This is a genomic window from Atlanticothrix silvestris CENA357 (assembly GCF_016056295.1).
Taxonomy (GTDB): domain Bacteria; phylum Cyanobacteriota; class Cyanobacteriia; order Cyanobacteriales; family Nostocaceae; genus Atlanticothrix; species Atlanticothrix silvestris.
Genome location: NZ_JAECZB010000044.1, coordinates 1 through 20,329, shown reverse-complemented (window position 1 = coordinate 20,329; position 20,329 = coordinate 1). Strand labels below are relative to the sequence as shown.

Below are 20,329 nucleotides of genomic sequence, written 5' to 3'. Positions count from 1 at the left end.
ATAGGCTGGGGGAGCTGGGGAAGCTGGGGAGGCTGGGGGAGAAAGATGTTTTAAAATATACTTAAGGCAGCGAGCATTTTTCTCCCATGATTATGTGACAAAGCAGAAGTTTTAAAGGTAATAAATAGTCAACCTAATGTTCCATTAACCAAGGTGATGGATTATTGATCATACTTACAAGCCCTGCCAGAACTTGATTATAAGTTCCATAAATTTCTCTACCTATCTCAACATCAAGGTATTCACATTTAACTGCAAATTTAATCCATGTCTGAGTTTCTGCCGCTTCAGCTTCGCAGTCGTTAAGTTTGGCTACAAATGCCGCTTCATATCGTCGCTTTCGCCAAGCTTCTGCAAAGTTCGCACATACAGACCGAGACGAACGGCGGATCTGGTCAGTTAATGAATAACGTTCCTCTACTGGAAATTTTTTTGATAGTTCAAAAAGTCGCATCGCAGCATCAAACGCTTTTTTGTATACCTCTAAATCCTCATGACTTCTAAATTTTTCTCGGCTCATCTTAAATAAATTGAGTGTGGTTTTATCCAAAGCGCGATCGCTTTGCACCCAAAGTGTAAAGCCACAACGCTTGACCAACACTTTATTCTCTCGTAAATTTACTTTTTATTAGCTATAACCCAGACTTAAAGGCTGACATAACAGCCGTACTGTAAAAGTATAGATAATCACAGTCACAGGATATTTTCAAACATCTTTCTCCCCCAGCCTCCCCAGCTTCCCCTGCTCCCCCAGCCTGCGAGGCTCGACCTCGCACTGTTCTTGCGAGGTATAGGCTGGGGGCAATCGCAACTCAGTTGCGAAGAGTAGGCTAATGAAAAAAAGAGACATTCCAGCGATTGCTATAACTTGTGATGTTGTATATAAGGCGCGCTCAAAAGCTCTGGCGGCTGGATTTCAGACTTATATCGTTGTAAGTTTCTCTGTGCTTACATTTCGACCTTGACTCACAGCTGTCAAATAGCGCGGGATCGAGGTCAAATACCGTGGTACGCGACAAATCCCTCAAACTATTGCTGTATCTAATTTCTAGCCTTTCACTCTTTTGTTAAGAAAGATGCGACTAATACATAGATCCCGGCTGAACCCCTAATGGTCGAAATAAAGTAAATAACTGTACCTTATGTAGATCTATCTCCTTGTTCCACTTCGTCTTTGGCATATATGTAGTTTTCTGGATTTGTAACTAATTAACATTTATGTTGCAATTGTTTTAGTTGTGATTTAGTTCAAAACCTTTTTAGAAAAATTCTGGTTTTAGGGAAACAATCTCTTAAAAGAGAGCTTTGAAGTATATATGTTTTTAATAACTCAGGGCAATAATCTTTAGCGATAACCAGCAAACGCGAGATATTAACAGCCAAATTATAATAGTCAGGCATATTTAGAAATGAACAGTGATAAGTCTAATGAAATGTGCCTTAGCAGCGTTTGTCAGCAGGCAGAGTCAGCACTGCAACAGAAGGTTGAGTGGCTACGACTGTTGATGGCAATAGCAACACGCATCCGCCAGAGTTTGAGTCTGGATGAGGTTTTGAAGATTACTGTAACTGAAGTACGGCAGTTTCTCCGAGCAGACCGAGTATTTATGTATCGCTTTGACCCAGACTACAGTGGCGTTGTGGTGGTGGAATCTGTTGATGAAAATTGGAAATCCGTTCTGAATGCTAAAGTCCAAGACACTTACTTTATGGAAACCAAAGGTGAGGAGTACAGACAAGGACGCATTCAAGCTGTAGAAGATATTTATATAGCAGGTCTTACTGAATGCCACTGCAATTTACTTGCTCAATTTCAGGTCAGGGCAAACTTGGCAGTCCCTATCTTGCAAGGAGAAAAGTTGTGGGGATTATTAGTTGCCAACCAGTGTACGGCACCTCGACAGTGGCAGAGGTGGGAAATTGATTTGCTTGAGCAATTGGCAACACAAGTAGGCATTGCCATCCAACAATCTCAACTGCATGAGCAGGTACAATCCGAACTTGCTGAGCGCAAGCAAGCGGAACAAAAAATTAAAGAACAAGCTGCTCTACTTGATATCACTACTGACGCAATTTTAGTCCGAGATTTCAAAAGCAAAATTTTATTCTGGAATCAAGGTGCCGAGCGTCTCTATGGTTGGCAAGCTGATGAGATTTTGGGACACAACGCCGAAAAGCTTTTGTACAAAGAAACTTCACCGCAACTAGAAGCGGCTCGTCAAGATGTCCTTAACTGTGGCTCATGGCAAGGTGAGTTAGATAAAGTAACAAAATCTGGTCAGTCCATTATTGTCGAAAGCCGCTGGACACTAATGTATGATGAAGCGTCCCAACCAAAATCTATCCTTAGTGTTGACACTGACATTACTGAGAAAAAACAACTTCAAGCCCAATTTCTCCGTACCCAGCGTTTGGAAAGTCTCGGCACGCTAGCTAGTGGCATTGCCCACGACTTGAACAACATATTAACACCAATTATGCTTTCGGCTCAAATGTTAACGCCTAAACTGACTCATCTAGATGCGCGGAATAAGCAAATGCTCTTAATTATACAAGATAACTCTAAACGTGCGGCTGATTTGGTCAAGCAAATTCTGACATTTTCACATGGTTCTCAAAGACAGGGCGTTTCTTTAGAAATAGAACCTTTACTGTTGGAAATTGAGCAAATCGTCCACAGCACATTTCCGAAATCTATCCAAATTAGGAAGAATCAACCCCAGCAAAACCTCTGGACTATCAAAGCAGATTCTACTCAAATACATCAAGTATTAATGAACTTGTGCGTCAACGCTCGTGATGCCATGCCCAAAGGCGGCACGCTGGAGATTTCTGCAAACAACTTCTTTGCTGATGAAAACTTTGCCAGGATGAAGTTTGATGCTAAGGTAGGGCCTTATCTGGTCATTACTATAAAAGATACAGGATTTGGTATTCCTCCACTCATTTTAGAGCGCATTTTTGAACCCTTTTTTACAACTAAAGAATTGGGCAAAGGTACAGGGCTAGGTCTTTCTACTGCGATTGGCATTGTCAAAAAATACGGTGGTTTTATTAGCGTGGAGAGTGTTGTAGGCGAAGGCACTCAATTCCAGGTGTACTTACCTGCTCTCAAGGAAAGCATAAACCAACGAGCAGAAATTTCTCTTTTGCCCCACGGCAATGGAGAATTGATTTTAGTTGTAGATGATGAAGCTGCCATTCTAGAAATTACTAAAACTTCCTTAGAAGACTCTAACTATAGAATTTTGACTGCTAGTAATGGCATTGAGGCGATCTCATTATATGCCCAACACAAGAATCAAATCAGCATGGTATTAATGGATATAATGATGCCCGATATGGATGGGTTAACCGCTATCGGCATCATGCAGCAAATTAACCCACAAGTCAAGATTGTTGCTATCAGCGGCATCTCAATGAGCAGCCAAGTTGCCGCACCTGCTAAGGTCGATGTTAATGTTTTTTTGCACAAACCTTACACTATCAGCCAATTATTATGTGTTATTAATAGCCTTTTGAACTCTGCGATTGAGATTTCATAATTTCACTATCTTGTAAGATGAGCATATATACGGAAACCTTGGCGTAAAAAGGGTTAAAAGTAGCCAAAACGCATTTTGCCGCCATGCGTCGCCTGAAAATCATACTCAGACTATGTTTCAGAAAAAAAATTGACTTTAATCTAAAAACCTTTTTTATGCTGATTTGATACTACTTTAGTACTAAAAAAGTACTGATATAGTGCCTCTAATTCCTGAATAGCCTTTGGGGCAACCTCTAATCGTCTTTTTTTCCATCACTCAACGAAGAGGATCGAAACACTGAACCCGATAGGATCAGTGTGAACTTCCTTGTATAAATAGATGAGAAAATGAAAAATAGTAACTTAAATTAAATCATCAATATGGATACAAAAGCTTTTAAGCGTACACTCCAACATTCAGAAAATTACAATCGTAAGGGATTTGGGCATCAAGCGGAAATCGCCACTCAACTGCAATCTGAGTATCAAAGTAACTTAATTCAAGAAATTCGCGATCGCAATTACACCTTGCAACGCGGTAATGTCACAATCCGACTAGCACAAGCCTTTGGCTTTTGTTGGGGTGTGGAACGTGCTGTGTCTATGGCTTATGAGACTCGCAAGCACTTTCCCACAGAACGCATCTGGATTACCAATGAAATCATTCATAATCCTTCTGTAAATCAGCGGATGCAGGAGATGGAAGTAAAATTTATCCCAGTTGCAACAGGACAAAAAGACTTTTCTGTTGTAGAAACTGGTGATGTAGTCGTCTTACCTGCTTTTGGGGCCAGTGTCCAAGAAATGCAGATACTCAACGATAAAGGCTGCAAAATTGTCGATACTACTTGTCCTTGGGTATCTAAAGTTTGGAATACAGTCGAAAAACACAAAAAAGGCGACTACACTTCAATTATTCACGGTAAGTATAAGCATGAAGAAACTGTTGCTACCAGTTCTTTTGCTGGCAAATATCTGATTGTTTTGAATTTGCAAGAAGCAAATTATGTAGCTAACTACATTCTCAATGGTGGGAACCGTGACGAATTTCTACAAAAATTTGCTAAAGCTTGTTCCGCAGGATTTGACCCAGACATAGACTTAGAGCGAGTTGGTATTGCTAACCAAACTACAATGCTCAAAGGTGAAACTGAGCAGATTGGCAAGCTATTTGAGCATACGATGATGCAAAAGTATGGGCCTACTGAGTTAAATCAGCACTTCCAAAACTTTAATACTATTTGTGATGCAACTCAAGAACGGCAAGATGCCATGTTGGATTTAGTACAACATGATATAGATTTGATGATTGTAATTGGTGGTTTTAACTCATCGAATACTACTCAATTGCAACAAATTGCGGCTGAACGTCAACTTCCTTCATATCACATCGATAGTGTAGAGCGAATTAAATCAAAAAAATCCATTGAACATCGGCAATTAAATGGTGATTTAGTGATCACAGATAATTGGTTGCCAAATGGTGAAATTGTTGTGGGTATTACTTCTGGTGCTTCTACACCAGATAAAGTAGTAGAAGATGTGATCGAAAAGATTTTTACATTGAAGGCTACAGCATTAATGCTTTAATAAATAGCAAATATGTAAAAACATCTGTTGTATTTGTAACTATTTGCCAAAACGGCAAGTATTCAAAAGCTAATTTTGATATATTACAGAGATTACCAAGATGTTTTTACTTGTTATATTTATGACGGGATTTAACCCCGTCTTTTTTATTGGCATTTTGGCAAGTCTTAAAAACATCGTTATGATATATTTATGAAAATTGCCAAGATTGAGCATAATTAAAGCAATTCGTGCAAAAAAGCTTGCCGATTTGATTGTTTTTATGAACTGCTCTTCTTACAACCTATAAATTTGATTCGTCCTCTTTTTACAGATTCTAAGGTGTGTTACCACTTTCAAGCTATTTAGACGGGATAAAACCCGTCTTTTCTTTTGCCTATCTAGTCGAAGTCCTACTTTTATCTGGTGAATAGGTAGGAAAATTATAGTGCTTATAGCAACGTTTTGAGGTTCCAGAGTTATTGATATATATGATTTGTTGATTAAATGTATTTATTTATACTGCAATTATTTAATATCAGTTTTTATGAGATTTGGACACATCCTAAAGGAAGATGACCAATCACTCAAATAATAGGTAAATTAATGCGGGATGTTGTTATGCACTGGATTTATAGAAGGGTTTGGCTGACTGCCAAACCTTTTTTTTTATTTGTACTTAGCAAGCCTCAAATCAAATTTTCTCTCTGGATATCAAGACTGATCACGTTGCTGCTTGATCAGTGATCCTTAAGGCTAAAAAATTGATAAAAAATAGTAAATATAAATCAAATTTTACACATTTTTTTGTGTATGAACCTCTATTTGATAAAAGTTTAAGTTCGGCAAATTGAGCTTTTTAATAAAACACAATCTTTCGCATTCAGAATTTGACTTTCAATTAAGTATAAGGAATCGTCATCCGCAAGCTTTGTAGGGGTATGATCTCTTGCTATGCGCCCTTCGGGTGACGTTCGCAAGCTCACTAACGCTGCGCTCTAAGCGTAGCTATGCCGCAGGCTTTACGCAGTCGCCTGCGGAGGGAAACCCTCCCCGAAGTTGCCACAACGCGGCGGCACTTCCTTCAAGTCGGGCATTGCCCGCCCAACGGAGTGCCTTGGGAACCCGCGCAAGGCACTTCTCTCCGCAGCGCTGTCTCACCATGCCCTATGCCCCATTCCCTCGACTAATTCCAATCCTGTTCTTCTTTTTTGCCTCGACTTTGATAAATTCCCCCAATATTATGCATCTGGCGCGTCTTCTCAAAAAGTTCGGCTTCCGTCAAACCCCACTGCTGCAAAACTTTATCTAGATCGTTTTGGATATCTCTTGCGCCTGGAAAGCCTTGATAACGAATTCGCAGTCTAGCTAATTCCGCCAAATTGTATTCTGTCGCCTCTTGAGCGAGTAAACTATTAATAGAGGGGCGATCGCGATTGTAAAGTGGATGTTGTTGATCTTTACCTCCGTGTAGTTCAGCCATACTTTATACCTTTAGTCAGATTGTTAATTCATCCAGAATTCAGAGGTAAAAGCCTGTCCATAGCGCCATAATTAATCATGACGGCAACCACACCCTAGCCCATACGGCTCTCACCACTGCCATTCAACTTTAAATAAAGATACATTATCTCTAAGAAAATACAAAAAAGTTTAAATGAGGGTGAATTTTTACTCACCCAAAGTCCAAGCAGCAAGGGAGCAAGAACCCGCTATGTTTGAACACTTCACTTCCGAAGCAATTAAAGTAATTATGCTAGCTCAGGAGGAAGCCCGTCGTCTGGGGCACAACTTTGTAGGAACTGAACAAATTCTCCTGGGACTAATTGGAGAAGGAACTGGGGTTGCTGCTAAAGTGCTGAACGAATTGGGCATTACCCTCAAAGAAGCACGTCGCGAAGTAGAGAAAATTATTGGTAGAGGTTCTGGTTTTGTACCACCAGAAATTCCTTTTACCCCCAAGGTTAAAAGTCTATTTGAGCAATCGTTTAGAGAAGCTAATAGTCTTGGACACAACTACATCAATACTGAACACTTACTCTTGGGATTAACCGAGGCGGGTGAAGGTGTCGCCGCCAAAGTCCTACAAAATTTAGGGGTTGAACTCAAGAGTGTGCGTACTGCTGTCGTTCGCCATTTAGGCGATGATGCCGCAGTTGTTGTGGGTGGTAGTAGCCCAAAACGTACCAAAGCAACAACCACAGAGGAGTTTGGCAGAAATCTGACCAAATTAGCGCAAGAAGGCAAACTTGACCCCGTAGTTGGTCGTCAAAAAGAAATTGAGCGCGCCGTCCAAATTCTTGGTAGGCGAACAAAGAACAACCCAGTATTGATTGGGGAACCAGGAGTTGGTAAAACTGCGATCGCTGAAGGTTTAGCTCAACGCATTGTTAATCAGGATGTTCCGGAAACTCTGCAAGATAAGCTAGTCATCAGCCTGGATATGGGGTCGTTAGTTTCTGGAACTCGCTTCCGGGGCGACTTTGAAGAACGCATCAAGAAAATCGTGGAAGAAGTCCGTTCGGCGGGCAATATCATCCTAGTGATTGATGAAATTCATACCTTAGTTGGTGCTGGTGGCACAGAAGGTGGCTTAGATGCTGCTAACATCCTTAAACCTGCCTTGGCTAGAGGCGAACTCCAGTGCATCGGTGCTACCACCTTGGATGAGTATCGTCAGCACATTGAGCGCGATGCGGCTTTAGAGCGTCGTTTCCAACCGATTATGGTTGGTGAACCCTCAGTAGAAGAAACTATCGATATTCTTTATGGTTTGCGTGGAGCTTATGAGCAGCACCATAAAGTAGAAATTTCTGATGCGGCTGTTGTCGCAGCAGCGCAGTTGTCAGATCGTTATATTAGCGATCGCTTCTTACCAGATAAAGCAATCGACTTGATTGATGAAGCTGGTTCCCGCGTTCATTTGCGGAACTCTCAAATTTCTAGCAACAAGGAACTGAAGCGCCAATTAATTGGCGTTACCAAAGCTAAACAAGAAGCAGTCAGACTCCAGAATTTTGACAAAGCTGGAGAACTGCGCGAAGAAGAATTAAAACTCGAAGCAGATCTCCAAGCCGAACAAACTGAGCAAACTATCAACAAACCCGTTGTTGACGAAGAAGATATTGCTCAAATCGTGGCTTCGTGGACTGGTGTACCAGTTAACAAACTCACCGAATCTGAGTCAGAGTTGCTGTTACATCTAGAAGACACACTGCATCAGCGGTTAATTGGTCAAGAACAAGCGGTTACAGCCGTATCTCGTGCCATCCGTCGTGCCAGAGTTGGGTTAAAGAACCCCAATCGTCCAATTGCTAGCTTTATCTTCTCAGGCCCCACCGGAGTCGGTAAGACAGAATTGGCGAAGGCATTAGCCGCTTACTTCTTCGGTGCTGAAGAAGCGATGATTCGGCTGGATATGTCCGAATACATGGAAAGCCATACCGTCTCCAAGCTGATTGGTTCACCTCCTGGCTACGTAGGATACGACGAAGGCGGACAACTTACCGAAGCTGTGCGGCGTAGACCATACACAGTGTTGCTATTCGATGAAATCGAAAAAGCTCACCCCGATGTGTTCAACATGTTGCTGCAAATGTTGGATGATGGACACGTTACCGATGCCAAAGGTCGGAAAGTTGACTTCAAAAACACGCTGATTATCTTGACTTCCAACATTGGTTCTAAGGTAATTGAAAAAGGTGGCGGTGGTTTAGGTTTCGACTTTGAGACTCAAGCCGATGCTAGTTACAACCGCATTCGCAATCTAGTCAACGAAGAACTAAAAGCTTACTTCCGTCCTGAGTTCCTTAACCGTCTCGATGATATTATCGTCTTCACTCAACTTTCTAAAGATGAAGTCAAGGAAATTGCTGACATCATGCTTCGCGATGTCTCCAGCCGCTTGACAGAAAAAGGCATCGTTTTAGAAGTTACAGAACGCTTCAAAGAGCTAGTAGTACAAGAAGGCTATAATCCCAGTTATGGTGCTAGACCGTTACGTCGGGCAATTATGCGCTTGTTAGAAGATTCTCTGGCTGAAGCAATGCTGTCTGGAGAAGTTAGCAATGGTGATACAGCTACTGTTGATGTTGATGATGACAATCAAGTGAGAATACAAAGTTCAGAAAAACGGGAGTTACTGTTAGCTAATGCTGGCTAATATTTCAACTAACTCACTGCATTAGATATTTTCCCCTGGTAGTAATACTAGGGGAATTTTTTATCAAAACTCTCTAGAAATTATTCCTCATTACTGAATCACTGTTTTGGCGGTGGTTTATTTGGTTCAACACTATTTAGATGTTCGGAAGAATCAGATCTGATTTCTTCTGTTTGAGGCTCACTTACTACTTTTCCTTCCCATGAATAGTTGCATATTTTACTTTGAAGTACAGAACCTAGTGTCACATTAATTGCAAAGGCGAAGGAATCTACAAAGATTATGTCCATAGCCCGATTAATCATGAGTCCCTCTTGAGCTGTTTAAGCGTCAAGTAATATTTGAAGATGTCTACACTTGGGATTATGTCTTTTCCAGAAATCTACTTTAGTTGTGCAGACTGTTACCTATAGCGCTTCTCGGTTGTGTACAGGAAAAGAGGTTAGGGGCTAGGGACTAGAGACTAGAGTGGTGTATTTACCGCTATAGCAGTCTTAAATCATTTGTAAGAAGAAATTAACCGCAGAGACTCAGAGACCGCAGAGAAAGTAATCGGAGATTTTTTAGGATTGCTATGTATTAGTTAAGGGGATAGATGACAAGCATCCATCCCCGAATAGCTGCCCAGAAAGAACCTGGAACCCTATAATCTGGTATCTATTAAACCTAGTATTAATCGAGATTTGTCTATTGTCATTGGGATAGATACGGATCTCAAAAATATTTGTGAACAAACTATACGGTTTTAAAATAAGGATGCTGAATTATGCTCTCCTTATTTCATTTTTCTACACCTTGTATGGCCAATAGTGCTGTGCCATAAGCGGCTTCTGTATTCACTGACGAAACCACTGGCACTTTTAAATATCGTTGGCGAATCGCAGTCCAGGTTTCATTTGCTGCACCACCACCAGCAGTATAAACACGGCTCAACTGGTCTGCTTGCATTTGCTGTAATAATTTATATCCTTGTGCTTCTATGCGGGCAATGCTTTCTAATAACCCATGCAAAAATTCGACAGGATTATCTGGGCGTGGTGTCAATCGTGGAGGTAAATGGGGATCATTGATGGGAAAGCGATCGCCTGGTTGCAATAATGGATAATAATTTAAGTCACTAGCTGTTGATGCATTAATCTGGCGACTGAAGCTTTCTAACTCAGTGTCTGTAAAAAAATGCTTCAGCACTGCACCCCCAGTATTAGAAGCACCTCCAGCTAGCCATAAATCGCCCAAGCGATGGCTGTAAATTCCATATTGCGAGTTTTCTATGCGGGTGCGACTTAAGAGTTTTATTACTAGCGTTGAACCTAGAGAAGTCACCGCTTCCCCAGGCAATTTTGCCCCACTAGCTAAAAATGCAGCAATACTATCAGTTGTACCAGCACATACTAAACAATCAACTGGTAAACCAAAATTAGCCGCAATCTCAGGGCGTAATTCTCCAATGGGAGTACCGGGAGGTAAAACTTTGGGTAGCTGAATCGGTATTTGCAGATTTTCTAACCATTCTGGATATTTCAACTCTTCTACGTCATAACCCAGTTTTAAAGCATTGTGATAATCGCTAATAGCCAACTGTCCATGTAGCAGAAATGCTAACCAGTCGGCTTGATGCAAAAAATATTGAGCTTCAGCAAATGAAGGTTGTTGCGACATCCACAGCAATTTGGCAAGGCTAGAGGTGGCACTCAAGACTGTATGATTAGCGGGTGCGAAGCTTCTTAATTGCTCTAACACGCTTGATCCCCGCCCGTCGTTATAAAATAAAGGCGCATCTACAGGTTTGCCAAGAGCATCAACCAGCAAGACAGTAGAAGAAGTACCATTAATAGCGATCGCCTTGATTTTTCGCCGCAATTCTTCAGGTATTTTAGTTAATAGAGTTAACAAAGCTGTCTGCCAAGCAGTTACCCAGTCAGAAACACCAGAACTTGCCCAAGGATACTTTGCTTCTGCTTGAATGCAAGCTGCATCATCAATCACTACAGCGCGTGCGCCAGAGGTACCGAAGTCGATCCCCAAATAAAAATTCATAGTTTTATAATTTTTTTTAAGAAGAATAACTAATGATTACTGGCTAAGAACTGCTTTTGTTGCATCTTGTAACAAGATATTCCACAATCTTGGCAAAACAAGGAAAAGTAGTAAACGAACGGTTCAAAATCAATTTGAAGCTCAGGAGGTTTCCCACCATGCCTATATCAGACACTCAAGTCTACATCGCTCTGGTTGTGGCGCTAATTCCAGGAATTCTGGCTTGGCGTTTAACAACAGAACTTTACAAATAACGTCACAATTCTGACATGGTGAGTGGGGCGTAAACAAAAGCGCTGCACTCAAGAACAACAGCCAGGCTAAGCCTGGTTGTTGTGTTCATAAAATCAAAGATGTAATGTGACAAAGATTATTCTACGTACGCAGTAAACGCAAGTATAAGAAATTACTGTTTTACATAAAAATTACTTAAACAAATTACAACTCAACAAGGCTAAAGCAAGATTGCAATTAGCTAAAAATTTTTGTTATTTGGTCAGTAGTGATACAACTTTCAACTTCCGTAGCAGACATTAAGCAAGTTGAAGACAGTAACGACAAAGATTTTTTGGCGTGCGATGGAATACATTGAAAATCCCCAAATATGGGAAAACTTTAAAGATTTTTATATTGGCAACTAATTGTGATTACACTTGTAAAACACAACATTAGAATTGACAATAACTGTTAAAAGACTATAATCCTGGCAGACTAGGTGCTATTGCCAGAAGCTGGTGGCAGAACCAGTTACGTAAGTATATTGCGTTATTTTTTTAAAATTGCTGCATACGTATAGCAATTTCCTAAAAATGAAGTAATATGGCAGCTAAATCAAGTTGTAATTAGCGCCAGTAAGCTCTTCAAGGTATTTATATTCAATCAGCGAGTCTCTTTTTAGCATCATGAACGCGATCCAACCATCTAGACCCCCGCTACAACCTATACAAAAACGTCGAGTTATTCCTCGGCCAAAGCGGCATCTGCGCCAACGCTCTTACCAAGTAATGGCAATGGAAAGTACAGTCAAGATAGTGGTTAATTTTGCAATCTCAGCAGCAGCTATATCTGCCTTAATGCAACTTTTGCCTTATCACTGGTCACAACAAGACAAGTTGCGAGAAATCCGTACTGAAGTTAAGCTGACGGAAGGACGCGTCAATAGTTTGCAGGCTGAATTTAGTCGTAACTTTGATCCGAGTCAAACTAAAAGCATTATGCAGGAACAAGGATACCGATTTGACCCTAATCAGCGTCAGATTGTGTTGATGGATCAAGATGGTAAGGAAATCGAAGCATCAAATTCATCACCCTAAGTGGACTTACAACTAAAAAATGTCCAATATTTGTAGAAGCAGGGGGAGTAAGAAAAATAGAATCTGAATAAATTGGATAGCTTGTTTTTTGGAGTTCCCTCAAGAAAATAAATATTAAATTAAGGATTTCGGATTATTTTAGGTTGCTCATAATTATGAATAAATATAACCAGAGTATTTATTTTTACAAAGTAGTTCTAGTATATATAGAACGCTCCCCAAAGATGTAAAAAATACAAGTTTGTCCTTGTAAGGGCAATTTATGAATTGCTCTTACGGATATGTTGGAGAAATTTTAATATTATTTCTCTTGGCTTTTCATCAGACATAACAAAGCTTGCCAAGACATTTGAATCTAAATTTGGTAGAAATTCACTTTTTGATATTGACTCATATTTATTACCACGCAGATAATATAATGAAAACTGATGGTTCTGCCAAAACCAAACCTCTGGTACTTCTAAACCTTGATAGATGACTAAATCATCAATTCCCCCACTTGTCACAACCACTTCAATAGCAAGATCGGGAATAGATTTTTCAGAGTTAAAACAATAACATTCATTTGGTTCTATTCCTCTAGCAGCTGTTTGTTTTCTAAAAGTAGTTGAACCTAGAGGATAAAAATCAATACCTATTTCTAAAAAATGGGCTTCTACCAATAAAGCAATAATCTTTTTATTAAATTCATGACGACGGCTAGGGGACATTATTTCTAAAGTACCTTCTAAATATTTCAAGCGATAATGAGAATTATTTGGAAACCTTGTAATAGCGTCTCATATATATCCCAGCTAATCCCATTCATCAATAAAATTTGGTCAGAGTCAACATTTTTTAATGCTGACTGACTCATTAACTCTTCTAGACGGTTAAACTTTTCTAGTAAACCTAACATTATTACTGCTCCAAAATTGGTTTTATCTAGGGCTTGCTATCCAAAATGGACACTAATTTGTTAACACGACAAATAATTAGTCAATCGACATAATCAATCCAAATTCTTTAACCCAACTGCAATTTTACTGTGTTTCTCAATTTGCCCCATGACTTGTTTAGCACGTTGAATTACTACCGCAGGTAAACCCGCCAATCTTCCCACTTCAATACCATAGGATTTATCAGCGCCTCCCGGTTGGACTTGGTGCAAAAAGATAATTTGGTCGGGCAATTCTTTCACCGTAACCTGATAATTAGCCACGTTCGGTAACATCCCAGCCAGTTCGTTTAACTCGTGGTAGTGAGTAGCAAAAATTGTCCGCGCCCTCAAATCTACTGCTAGATATTCTGCTACAGCCCAAGCTATCGAAAGTCCGTCAAATGTTGCTGTTCCTCGGCCAATTTCATCTAATAACACCAATGACTTGGAAGTGGCATGATTGAGAATATTTGCTGTTTCATTCATCTCTACCATGAAGGTAGATTGACCGGTTGCCAAATCATCAACAGCACCTACACGAGTAAAAATGCGATCGCATACTGCCAATTTAGCAAACCTAGCTGGTACAAAACTACCAGTTTGCGCCATCAACTGAATTAATCCCACCTGACGTAAATAACAACTTTTACCACTAGCATTCGGCCCGGTAAGGATAACTAAATCGGGGTTGTCAGTTGCTGTTTCCACTGACAACTGACCACTGACAACTGACTCTTGACCTAATTGAGTCGAATTTGGTACAAAGAAGCCCGCAGGTAAAGATTGTTCTACCACCGGATGACGACCATCAACAATTCCTATTTTCCGCCCTGATAGCATTTCTGGACGACAGTAACCTTGCTGCACCGCTAACTCAGCCAAGCCACACAAAACATCCGCCGCCGCTACTGCACGGGAAAGATTGCGAATGACATCTGCTTGTTGTCCTACTTCTTCGCGCAAGGCTGTAAAAATTTCATATTCCAATCTATTTAAATCATCCCGTGCCGTGAGAATCCTAGCTTCGCGTTCTTTCAACTCTGGGGTAATGTAACGTTCTTCATTTGTTAGGGTTTGTTTGCGGATGTAGTTAGTTGGTACTTGGTCAGCTTTGGCACGGGAAATACTAATGTAATAACCAAATGTTTTATTAAATCCTACCTTCAAGTTGGGAATTCCCGTCTTTGCCCTTTCGTCAACTTCTAAATTGGCAATCCATTGTTGATCTGCTTCTACAGTTGCTTTTCTCTCGTCCAACTGGGGATTAATTCCTGGACGAATTAATCCGCCTTCTTTGATGTGTATGGGTGGCGATTCCACAAGATGGACGTGTAATTTTTGTGCCAATTCTGACAAAATCGGCGGCACTTTCTGCAAAGCTTTGAGGAAGGGAGAATCGGCATCAGCCACTAAGTGGGCTAATTCTGGTAAGCGTGAGAGAGAATCTGCCAAAGCCGCTAAATCTTTAGCGTTAGCAGTACCCGAACCTGCACGTCCTGTCAGCCGTTCCAAGTCATAAATTTGACGCAACAACTGCCGCAAATCCTGACGCAGAGGTGTATTTTCTATCAGTTCTTGGATGGTATCTTGCCGTGAGCGAATACCTTTAATATCGAGTAGTGGTTGCAGTAACCAGCGCCGCAACGCCCGACTCCCCATAGCTGTGCTAGTTCTATCTAATGCCCATAGCAGAGAACCATGAAAAGTGCCATCACGGACTGTTTGGGTAATTTCGAGGTTGCGGCGGGTTTGGTGGTCAACAATTAGATAATCGGTGGTGGTATAGGTGCGTAGCCTCTGAAGACAGACTGGATTTTCTTTTTGTGTATCTTCCACATATTCTAGAAGACCGCCAGCAGCCCGGACGGCTAGAGGAAGATGATCACAACCGAGTCCTTCGAGCGATCGCACTTTAAATTTCTGCAATAATTTAGGTCTAGCTTCACCTTGAGAAAAGGGAACTTGCGATCGCAAACTATAGCAAAATGATGGTGGCAAACACTGGGGAAGATGGGGCGAAGTTTCTCCAGGACGCAGCAAACTACCCAAATCGGGAGCATTACTAGGAACCAACACTTCCGAAGGTTGCAAGCGCATTAATTCTTGGGTGAGGTGTTCTAAATCACTGCCTTGAGTGGTGAGAAATTCACCTGTGGAGATGTCTGCATAAGCTAAACCCCAATGATTTGCGGCAATGACCACAGCCGCCAAGTAGTTATTACGACTGGATTTGAGCATTCCCTCTTCTAGCAAAGTACCAGGGGTAAGAATGCGCGTTACCTCACGCCGCACCAATCTCCCAGCAGCTTCTGATGCATCTTCTACTTGGTCACAAATCACAACTGCAAAGCCTTTTTCGACTAGCAGCGTCGTGTAGCGTTCCCAAGAGTGATGCGGTACACCAGACATTGCCACTCGTCCTTGTTCCCCAGCTTGTTTGCTAGTCAGGACTAATTCCAATTCTTGCGCTAAGGTGACAGCATCTTGAAAATAGCATTCAAAGAAATCTCCTACCCGATACAACAACACCGCGTGAAGATATTTATCTTTCGTCTCGACATAGTGCAAGTACATTTGACTGAGCTTGCTGCGGTCTACCTGTCGATGGTCTGTGATAAATTTATTAGCATTATTAGGTTTAGTGGGTTCTGTTGCAGAGTCAGAAGCGGTCATAGATGCTAGGAGTTACGCACGGGAAAGCCACAATACTCGATGATAACGTGATGTGAAATTTAAGGGGCGATCGCTCAAGAATTTTTATTGTTCTTCAGGGTAGCTGGTTAATACACCCATTTTTGCTGTTAGTGTGGTGAAAAGGCGATCGCAGTATGGCGAAGCTTCACGAACCCTAGTTGCATTCAACAATGCTAAAAGCTTTGGAGCGTGTCTTGTTTTATGATATTTGCCCTTCTCTGTGTTGCGAGTAGCTGCCTCAAGTAATACTTTTAGAGTAGCTTTAGAAATTGTTTCTACACTACGATATCGTGCTATTGCCTGAAGTATTCCATCTTCCCTGAATTCTTCACTATAAAACTCTCTTAAAGCATCAATATCAGCAATAAACCATGCTTTCATTGTTTGTACCATTAGATGGCACTGCTCATTTTCAAAATTAACTGCATCTAAAATCCAAGGATGATCTTCTATTCTATTTCTCAAATGTTCCCAAGGTGTAACAGTAGAAAAAACTGGAGATTCAGCATCAATTAATAAAACATTGAAAGCTTCTGGTTGAGACTCTAAAGCCGTTTTAAAATCTTCATAAGCATCACGCCGGGAGCCGCCGCACATAACGGGAAATATTTTCATGTTTTCACTAGCAATATCATACAGACATTCACTTGCATAAAAAAGAAAGTTTTCTAATCGCAGAGTGCGGATAAATCTTTTACCTTCCATTAAATTTTCCTATTTAGCTAATCATCTATATTTTATGAATGTCATACGTCTTAGTAACTATGCATAGAAAATATACTATATCAATGATAACTTGATGTTACAGATGAGGGGCGATCATTCACGAATTTTTTACCCTTCGTTGAGATTATTGGCTGACACACCTATTTTTATTGTGAGTGTGCGAAACAAGCGATCGCATGATCAAAACTCACTAAATATCTTGGTAAGCTTTCCCTTTCTACAGATACTCTGTTACTTTTGGGCAGCAATTAGGGAAATATAAGTTTGTAACTAATAATTGACTTTGTAAATATCTGCTGTTCAGGATTCTACCAGAAATATTAAACCAAGAGGCAAGGATTTAGAATATGCTGGCGATGCATGGCATGGAAAATGCTAGTGAACTGAACCTGCAATTGAACTCTACTTTACAGGAACTACCACTTTGGAAGGTTTACATTGAGGTAGATTGTCCGGCGGATAAATTAGCGACACTCTTTCAGCAAGAGCCTTTGCTACCAGGAATTATCTTGACTAAAAATCAGCAATATGTAGGGATGATTTCGCGGCAAAGATTTTTTGAGCAGATGAGCCGGCCTTATAGTTTATCACTGTTTTCTAAACGACCTACGGCAAATCTTTACAACTTTCTCCAGATGGCAGGAATTACACTTTCGGAGGATACATCTATTGTTGAAGCTACTCAGATAACCTTGCGACGACCACCCCAAGTTGTATATGAACCGATTGTAGTCAAAACTCTGTCTGAAATATATAAATTAGTCGATTTTCATCAGTTACTTTTAGCCTATTCTCAAATTCATGTCTTAACACTAACTCAATTACAACAAGTAGAAGAACAATCGAGAATTGCTAAAGCTGGCTTTCGTGATCTTCAGCAGAACTATACTCGATTAATTCAAAATGAAAAAATGGCTGCCTTGGGACAACTGGTTGCGGGTATTGCCCATGAAATTAACAATCCTGTCAACTTTGTAGCTGGTAATATTGTCCATGCCATTGAATATAGTCAAGATTTGCTCCAACTCATCAGATTGTACCAAAAATGCTATCCTGAGCCAGCAAAGGAAATTCAAACTGCGATCGCTGACATTGAATTGGATTTCTTAACCAATGATCTTCCCCATCTTTTGGCTTCTATGAAGGTTGGTACTGAGCGCATTGAGCAAATCATTCTTTCTTTACGAAATTTTTCTCGTCTCGATGAATCTGAGAAAAAAATTGTTGATATTCATGAAGGTATTGATAGTACCTTGTTAATTTTAAAAAGTCGTTTTAAAAATCACGATATAGGTCAAAGCATTAACATTATTAAGGAATATGGAGATATTCCCTTAGTAGATTGCTATGCTGGACTACTAAATCAGGTGTTTATGAATATTTTGGCGAATGCTATTGATGCTCTAGAAGAGTCATTAGTGAGCCAAATGCCTTACAATAAACACCTGACAACTCCAAATCCCCAAATTTCCATTCGCACTGAACATTTTAATAATCAACAAGTAGTTATTCGGATTATTGATAACGGCCCAGGAATTCCAGAGAGTATACAAAAACGATTATTTGATCCATTTTTCACTACCAAACCCGTAGGTAAAGGAACTGGATTAGGCTTATCTATCAGCTATCAAATTATTGTCGAAAAACATGGTGGTCAGCTACAGTGCATATCTGCCTTGGGAGCAGGAACTGAATTTGTGATTACAATTCCAATTCAGCGTAGTAGTCTGTCGCATTAATTCTGATAGGTGAATCAAATTTCAATTTATCTTCTTCCTTCTTCCTTTGCGCTCTACCCTTCGGAGAACTCGAAGAGTAGCCTCTGACGCGTCTATGCGTCTTTGGCGGTTCGTTCTCTTAACCCTCAAATTTAATGCGGTGAACCACTAGTGGTCTATCTCATTAGTTCTGCTGGGTTCGTAGTAAGCACTTTAGTGCTTAATATTCAGGACTAAAGTCCTGACTACGAACTTATTTATTATCCCCTTATCCCTTATGAGACAGACCACTAGTCCGAAAATTGTTTGCTTAACTGAAAACCTGCAAATCTGATCCAGATTATCTTAGAATTTACCTTGTTGCTGTATGACTGGAAGGAAAGCCCAAAATGTCTGAAGAGTTCTCTACTGAAATTAGCTCGCGCATCTGCAAACACATGAACGAAGATCATGCTGATGCGGTGATTATTTATGCTCAAGCTTTTGGTGGTGTCACAAATGCAACGGCATCACAGATGTGTTCGATTGATTCTCAGGGGATGGATTTAACGACACAAGTGAATGGAGAAGTTGTACCAGTTCGCATTGAATTTGATCATGTTTTGGTAGATGCAGAAGATGCTCATCAAACTTTAATTGCAATGGTGAAGCAGGCGCGGATTAAGGCGAAGTAAAAATTCGTCTTTTGATAACAATGAGCGCTTAATTTGTTGGTATAACGTCATCACAGCTAAAAGAAAATTGGATTATTCGTGGCATTCTAAATATTACGTCAGCGTTCTTGAAACACAAATAAAATATTTATAGTTTGTTATGCAACCTCCTTTCCCACTTGCTGGTTTAAGCATTCTCGTAGTTGAGGATGATGATGATAGCCGCTTTTTCATTACTACTGTGTTAGAAGCAGATGGGGCCACTGTCGTAGCAGTTCCATCAGCAGTAGCAGCATTGAAAGTGCTACCTGAATTGCAACCCGATGTCTTAGTTAGTGATATAAGTATGCCTGGAGAAGATGGCTACAGCTTGATTCGCAAAATACGTGCGCTAAAACCAGATGTTGGCGGACGAGTTTTAGCCATTGCCTTAACAGCGCATGGCGATCGCGAGAGTTGTGTTCGCGCCTTGGAATCGGGTTTTCAGACTCATGTATCTAAACCAGTTGATCCAAAAGACCTAGTTGAGATTGTCGCTAATTTGGTTGCTTGTTGTAATTGGTAATTGTGAAACAGCTATTACGTTATAAATAACTACATTTATTTGCATTTCTACGTCAATTGATAGATGTAAAAAACATACTTTCGCACAATTTAATAGAGTGAGATTGGGAGCATCTCACTTTTTGAAGAAAGGTCAAACAGATAAGAATCCATTGAGGTAGGCACAACGATGGGCAAGGACTTGAGGTACATTTTCCTGTTTCCACTGCGCTCCAGATATCTTAGTTCGACGGTCAACCCGTTTAACAGCAGATTCAACCGACCCAGACCCAATTGAACAAATCTCTTCAGCTTGATGGTACTCATAATTAATAATGCGATCGCGATGCTTATCAAGGTAACGACAAAAATTTTGGGCGTGTTTACCTTTGTAATGAGCAAATAAAGCTTTAGTCTCCTCAACTTGACCCTTCCAAAGAAAAGCTTGCGCTTGTTTCAAGCGTTTTAG

The 20,329-nt window shown here is 40.5% G+C and carries 14 protein-coding genes and 1 pseudogene; 8 read left to right on the top strand and 7 right to left on the bottom strand.

Annotated elements, in window-relative coordinates; genetic code table 11:
* Positions 1 to 133 precede the first annotated feature (133 nt).
* The gene (locus I8751_RS15490) at positions 134 to 520 is read right to left on the bottom strand and encodes a four helix bundle protein (protein ID WP_214440042.1); all 387 of its coding nucleotides are present in this window, start codon (positions 518 to 520) and stop codon (positions 134 to 136) included.
* An 889-nt stretch (positions 521 to 1,409) separates the two neighbouring features.
* On the opposite strand from I8751_RS15490, the gene I8751_RS15485 reads away from it, so the two are divergent.
* Complete coding sequence (locus I8751_RS15485) at positions 1,410 to 3,545, top strand: hybrid sensor histidine kinase/response regulator (RefSeq protein ID WP_214440039.1); 2,136 nt, start codon at positions 1,410 to 1,412, stop codon at positions 3,543 to 3,545.
* 362 nt (positions 3,546 to 3,907) lie between these two features.
* On the top strand, positions 3,908 to 5,116 hold the full coding sequence (locus I8751_RS15480; protein WP_214440038.1) for a 4-hydroxy-3-methylbut-2-enyl diphosphate reductase: 1,209 nt from the start codon (positions 3,908 to 3,910) through the stop codon (positions 5,114 to 5,116).
* A 1,165-nt stretch (positions 5,117 to 6,281) separates the two neighbouring features.
* On the opposite strand, the gene I8751_RS15475 is transcribed toward I8751_RS15480, so the two are convergent.
* The gene (locus tag I8751_RS15475; RefSeq protein WP_214440037.1) at positions 6,282 to 6,578 is read right to left on the bottom strand and encodes a DUF3288 family protein; all 297 of its coding nucleotides are present in this window, start codon (positions 6,576 to 6,578) and stop codon (positions 6,282 to 6,284) included.
* 231 nt (positions 6,579 to 6,809) lie between these two features.
* Here I8751_RS15475 and I8751_RS15470 point away from each other — a divergent pair, with 231 nt between their 5' ends.
* Positions 6,810 to 9,257 carry an ATP-dependent Clp protease ATP-binding subunit gene (locus I8751_RS15470; RefSeq protein ID WP_214440041.1) on the top strand — a complete coding sequence of 816 codons (2,448 nt, stop codon included), beginning with the start codon at positions 6,810 to 6,812 and terminating at the stop codon, positions 9,255 to 9,257.
* Positions 9,258 to 10,037: 780 nt separating this feature from the next.
* Here the strand turns inward: I8751_RS15470 and I8751_RS15465 are convergent.
* Positions 10,038 to 11,294 (bottom strand): FGGY-family carbohydrate kinase, encoded by a 1,257-nt coding sequence (locus tag I8751_RS15465; protein WP_214440036.1) that lies wholly within the window; start codon positions 11,292 to 11,294, stop codon positions 10,038 to 10,040.
* Positions 11,295 to 11,452: 158 nt separating this feature from the next.
* On the opposite strand from I8751_RS15465, the gene psaM reads away from it, so the two are divergent.
* Both psaM and I8751_RS15455 read left to right on the top strand, forming a co-directional pair.
* Positions 11,453 to 11,548 carry a photosystem I reaction center subunit XII gene (gene psaM / locus I8751_RS15460; protein WP_214440035.1) on the top strand — a complete coding sequence of 32 codons (96 nt, stop codon included), beginning with the start codon at positions 11,453 to 11,455 and terminating at the stop codon, positions 11,546 to 11,548.
* Positions 11,549 to 12,196: 648 nt separating this feature from the next.
* Positions 12,197 to 12,607 carry a slr1601 family putative cell division protein gene (locus I8751_RS15455; protein ID WP_214440034.1) on the top strand — a complete coding sequence of 137 codons (411 nt, stop codon included), beginning with the start codon at positions 12,197 to 12,199 and terminating at the stop codon, positions 12,605 to 12,607.
* Between the two features lie 260 nt (positions 12,608 to 12,867).
* Here I8751_RS15455 and I8751_RS15450 read toward each other — a convergent pair whose 3' ends face one another.
* The 3 genes from I8751_RS15450 to I8751_RS15440 all read right to left on the bottom strand — a co-directional run bounded on the left by I8751_RS15450 (position 12,868) and on the right by I8751_RS15440 (position 16,925).
* On the bottom strand, positions 12,868 to 13,347 hold the full coding sequence (locus I8751_RS15450) for a Uma2 family endonuclease (RefSeq protein WP_225894181.1): 480 nt from the start codon (positions 13,345 to 13,347) through the stop codon (positions 12,868 to 12,870).
* 251 nt (positions 13,348 to 13,598) lie between these two features.
* Positions 13,599 to 16,199 (bottom strand): DNA mismatch repair protein MutS, encoded by a 2,601-nt coding sequence (gene mutS, locus I8751_RS15445; protein ID WP_214440033.1) that lies wholly within the window; start codon positions 16,197 to 16,199, stop codon positions 13,599 to 13,601.
* An 84-nt stretch (positions 16,200 to 16,283) separates the two neighbouring features.
* Positions 16,284 to 16,925, bottom strand: a complete 642-nt coding sequence (locus I8751_RS15440; RefSeq protein WP_214440032.1) for a DUF4276 family protein — start codon at positions 16,923 to 16,925, stop codon at positions 16,284 to 16,286.
* 368 nt (positions 16,926 to 17,293) lie between these two features.
* Between I8751_RS15440 and I8751_RS15435 the strand changes: the two genes are divergently transcribed.
* From I8751_RS15435 to I8751_RS15425, 3 genes are all read left to right on the top strand, one after another.
* Positions 17,294 to 18,685 carry an ATP-binding protein gene (locus I8751_RS15435; protein ID WP_225894180.1) on the top strand — a complete coding sequence of 464 codons (1,392 nt, stop codon included), beginning with the start codon at positions 17,294 to 17,296 and terminating at the stop codon, positions 18,683 to 18,685.
* 368 nt (positions 18,686 to 19,053) lie between these two features.
* Positions 19,054 to 19,338, top strand: a complete 285-nt coding sequence (locus I8751_RS15430; protein ID WP_214440031.1) for a DUF2470 domain-containing protein — start codon at positions 19,054 to 19,056, stop codon at positions 19,336 to 19,338.
* Between the two features lie 139 nt (positions 19,339 to 19,477).
* Positions 19,478 to 19,882 carry a response regulator gene (locus I8751_RS15425; RefSeq protein ID WP_214440030.1) on the top strand — a complete coding sequence of 135 codons (405 nt, stop codon included), beginning with the start codon at positions 19,478 to 19,480 and terminating at the stop codon, positions 19,880 to 19,882.
* Between the two features lie 132 nt (positions 19,883 to 20,014).
* Here I8751_RS15425 and I8751_RS15420 read toward each other — a convergent pair.
* Positions 20,015 to 20,329: pseudogene (locus I8751_RS15420) on the bottom strand (ISKra4 family transposase); the annotation flags it as partial.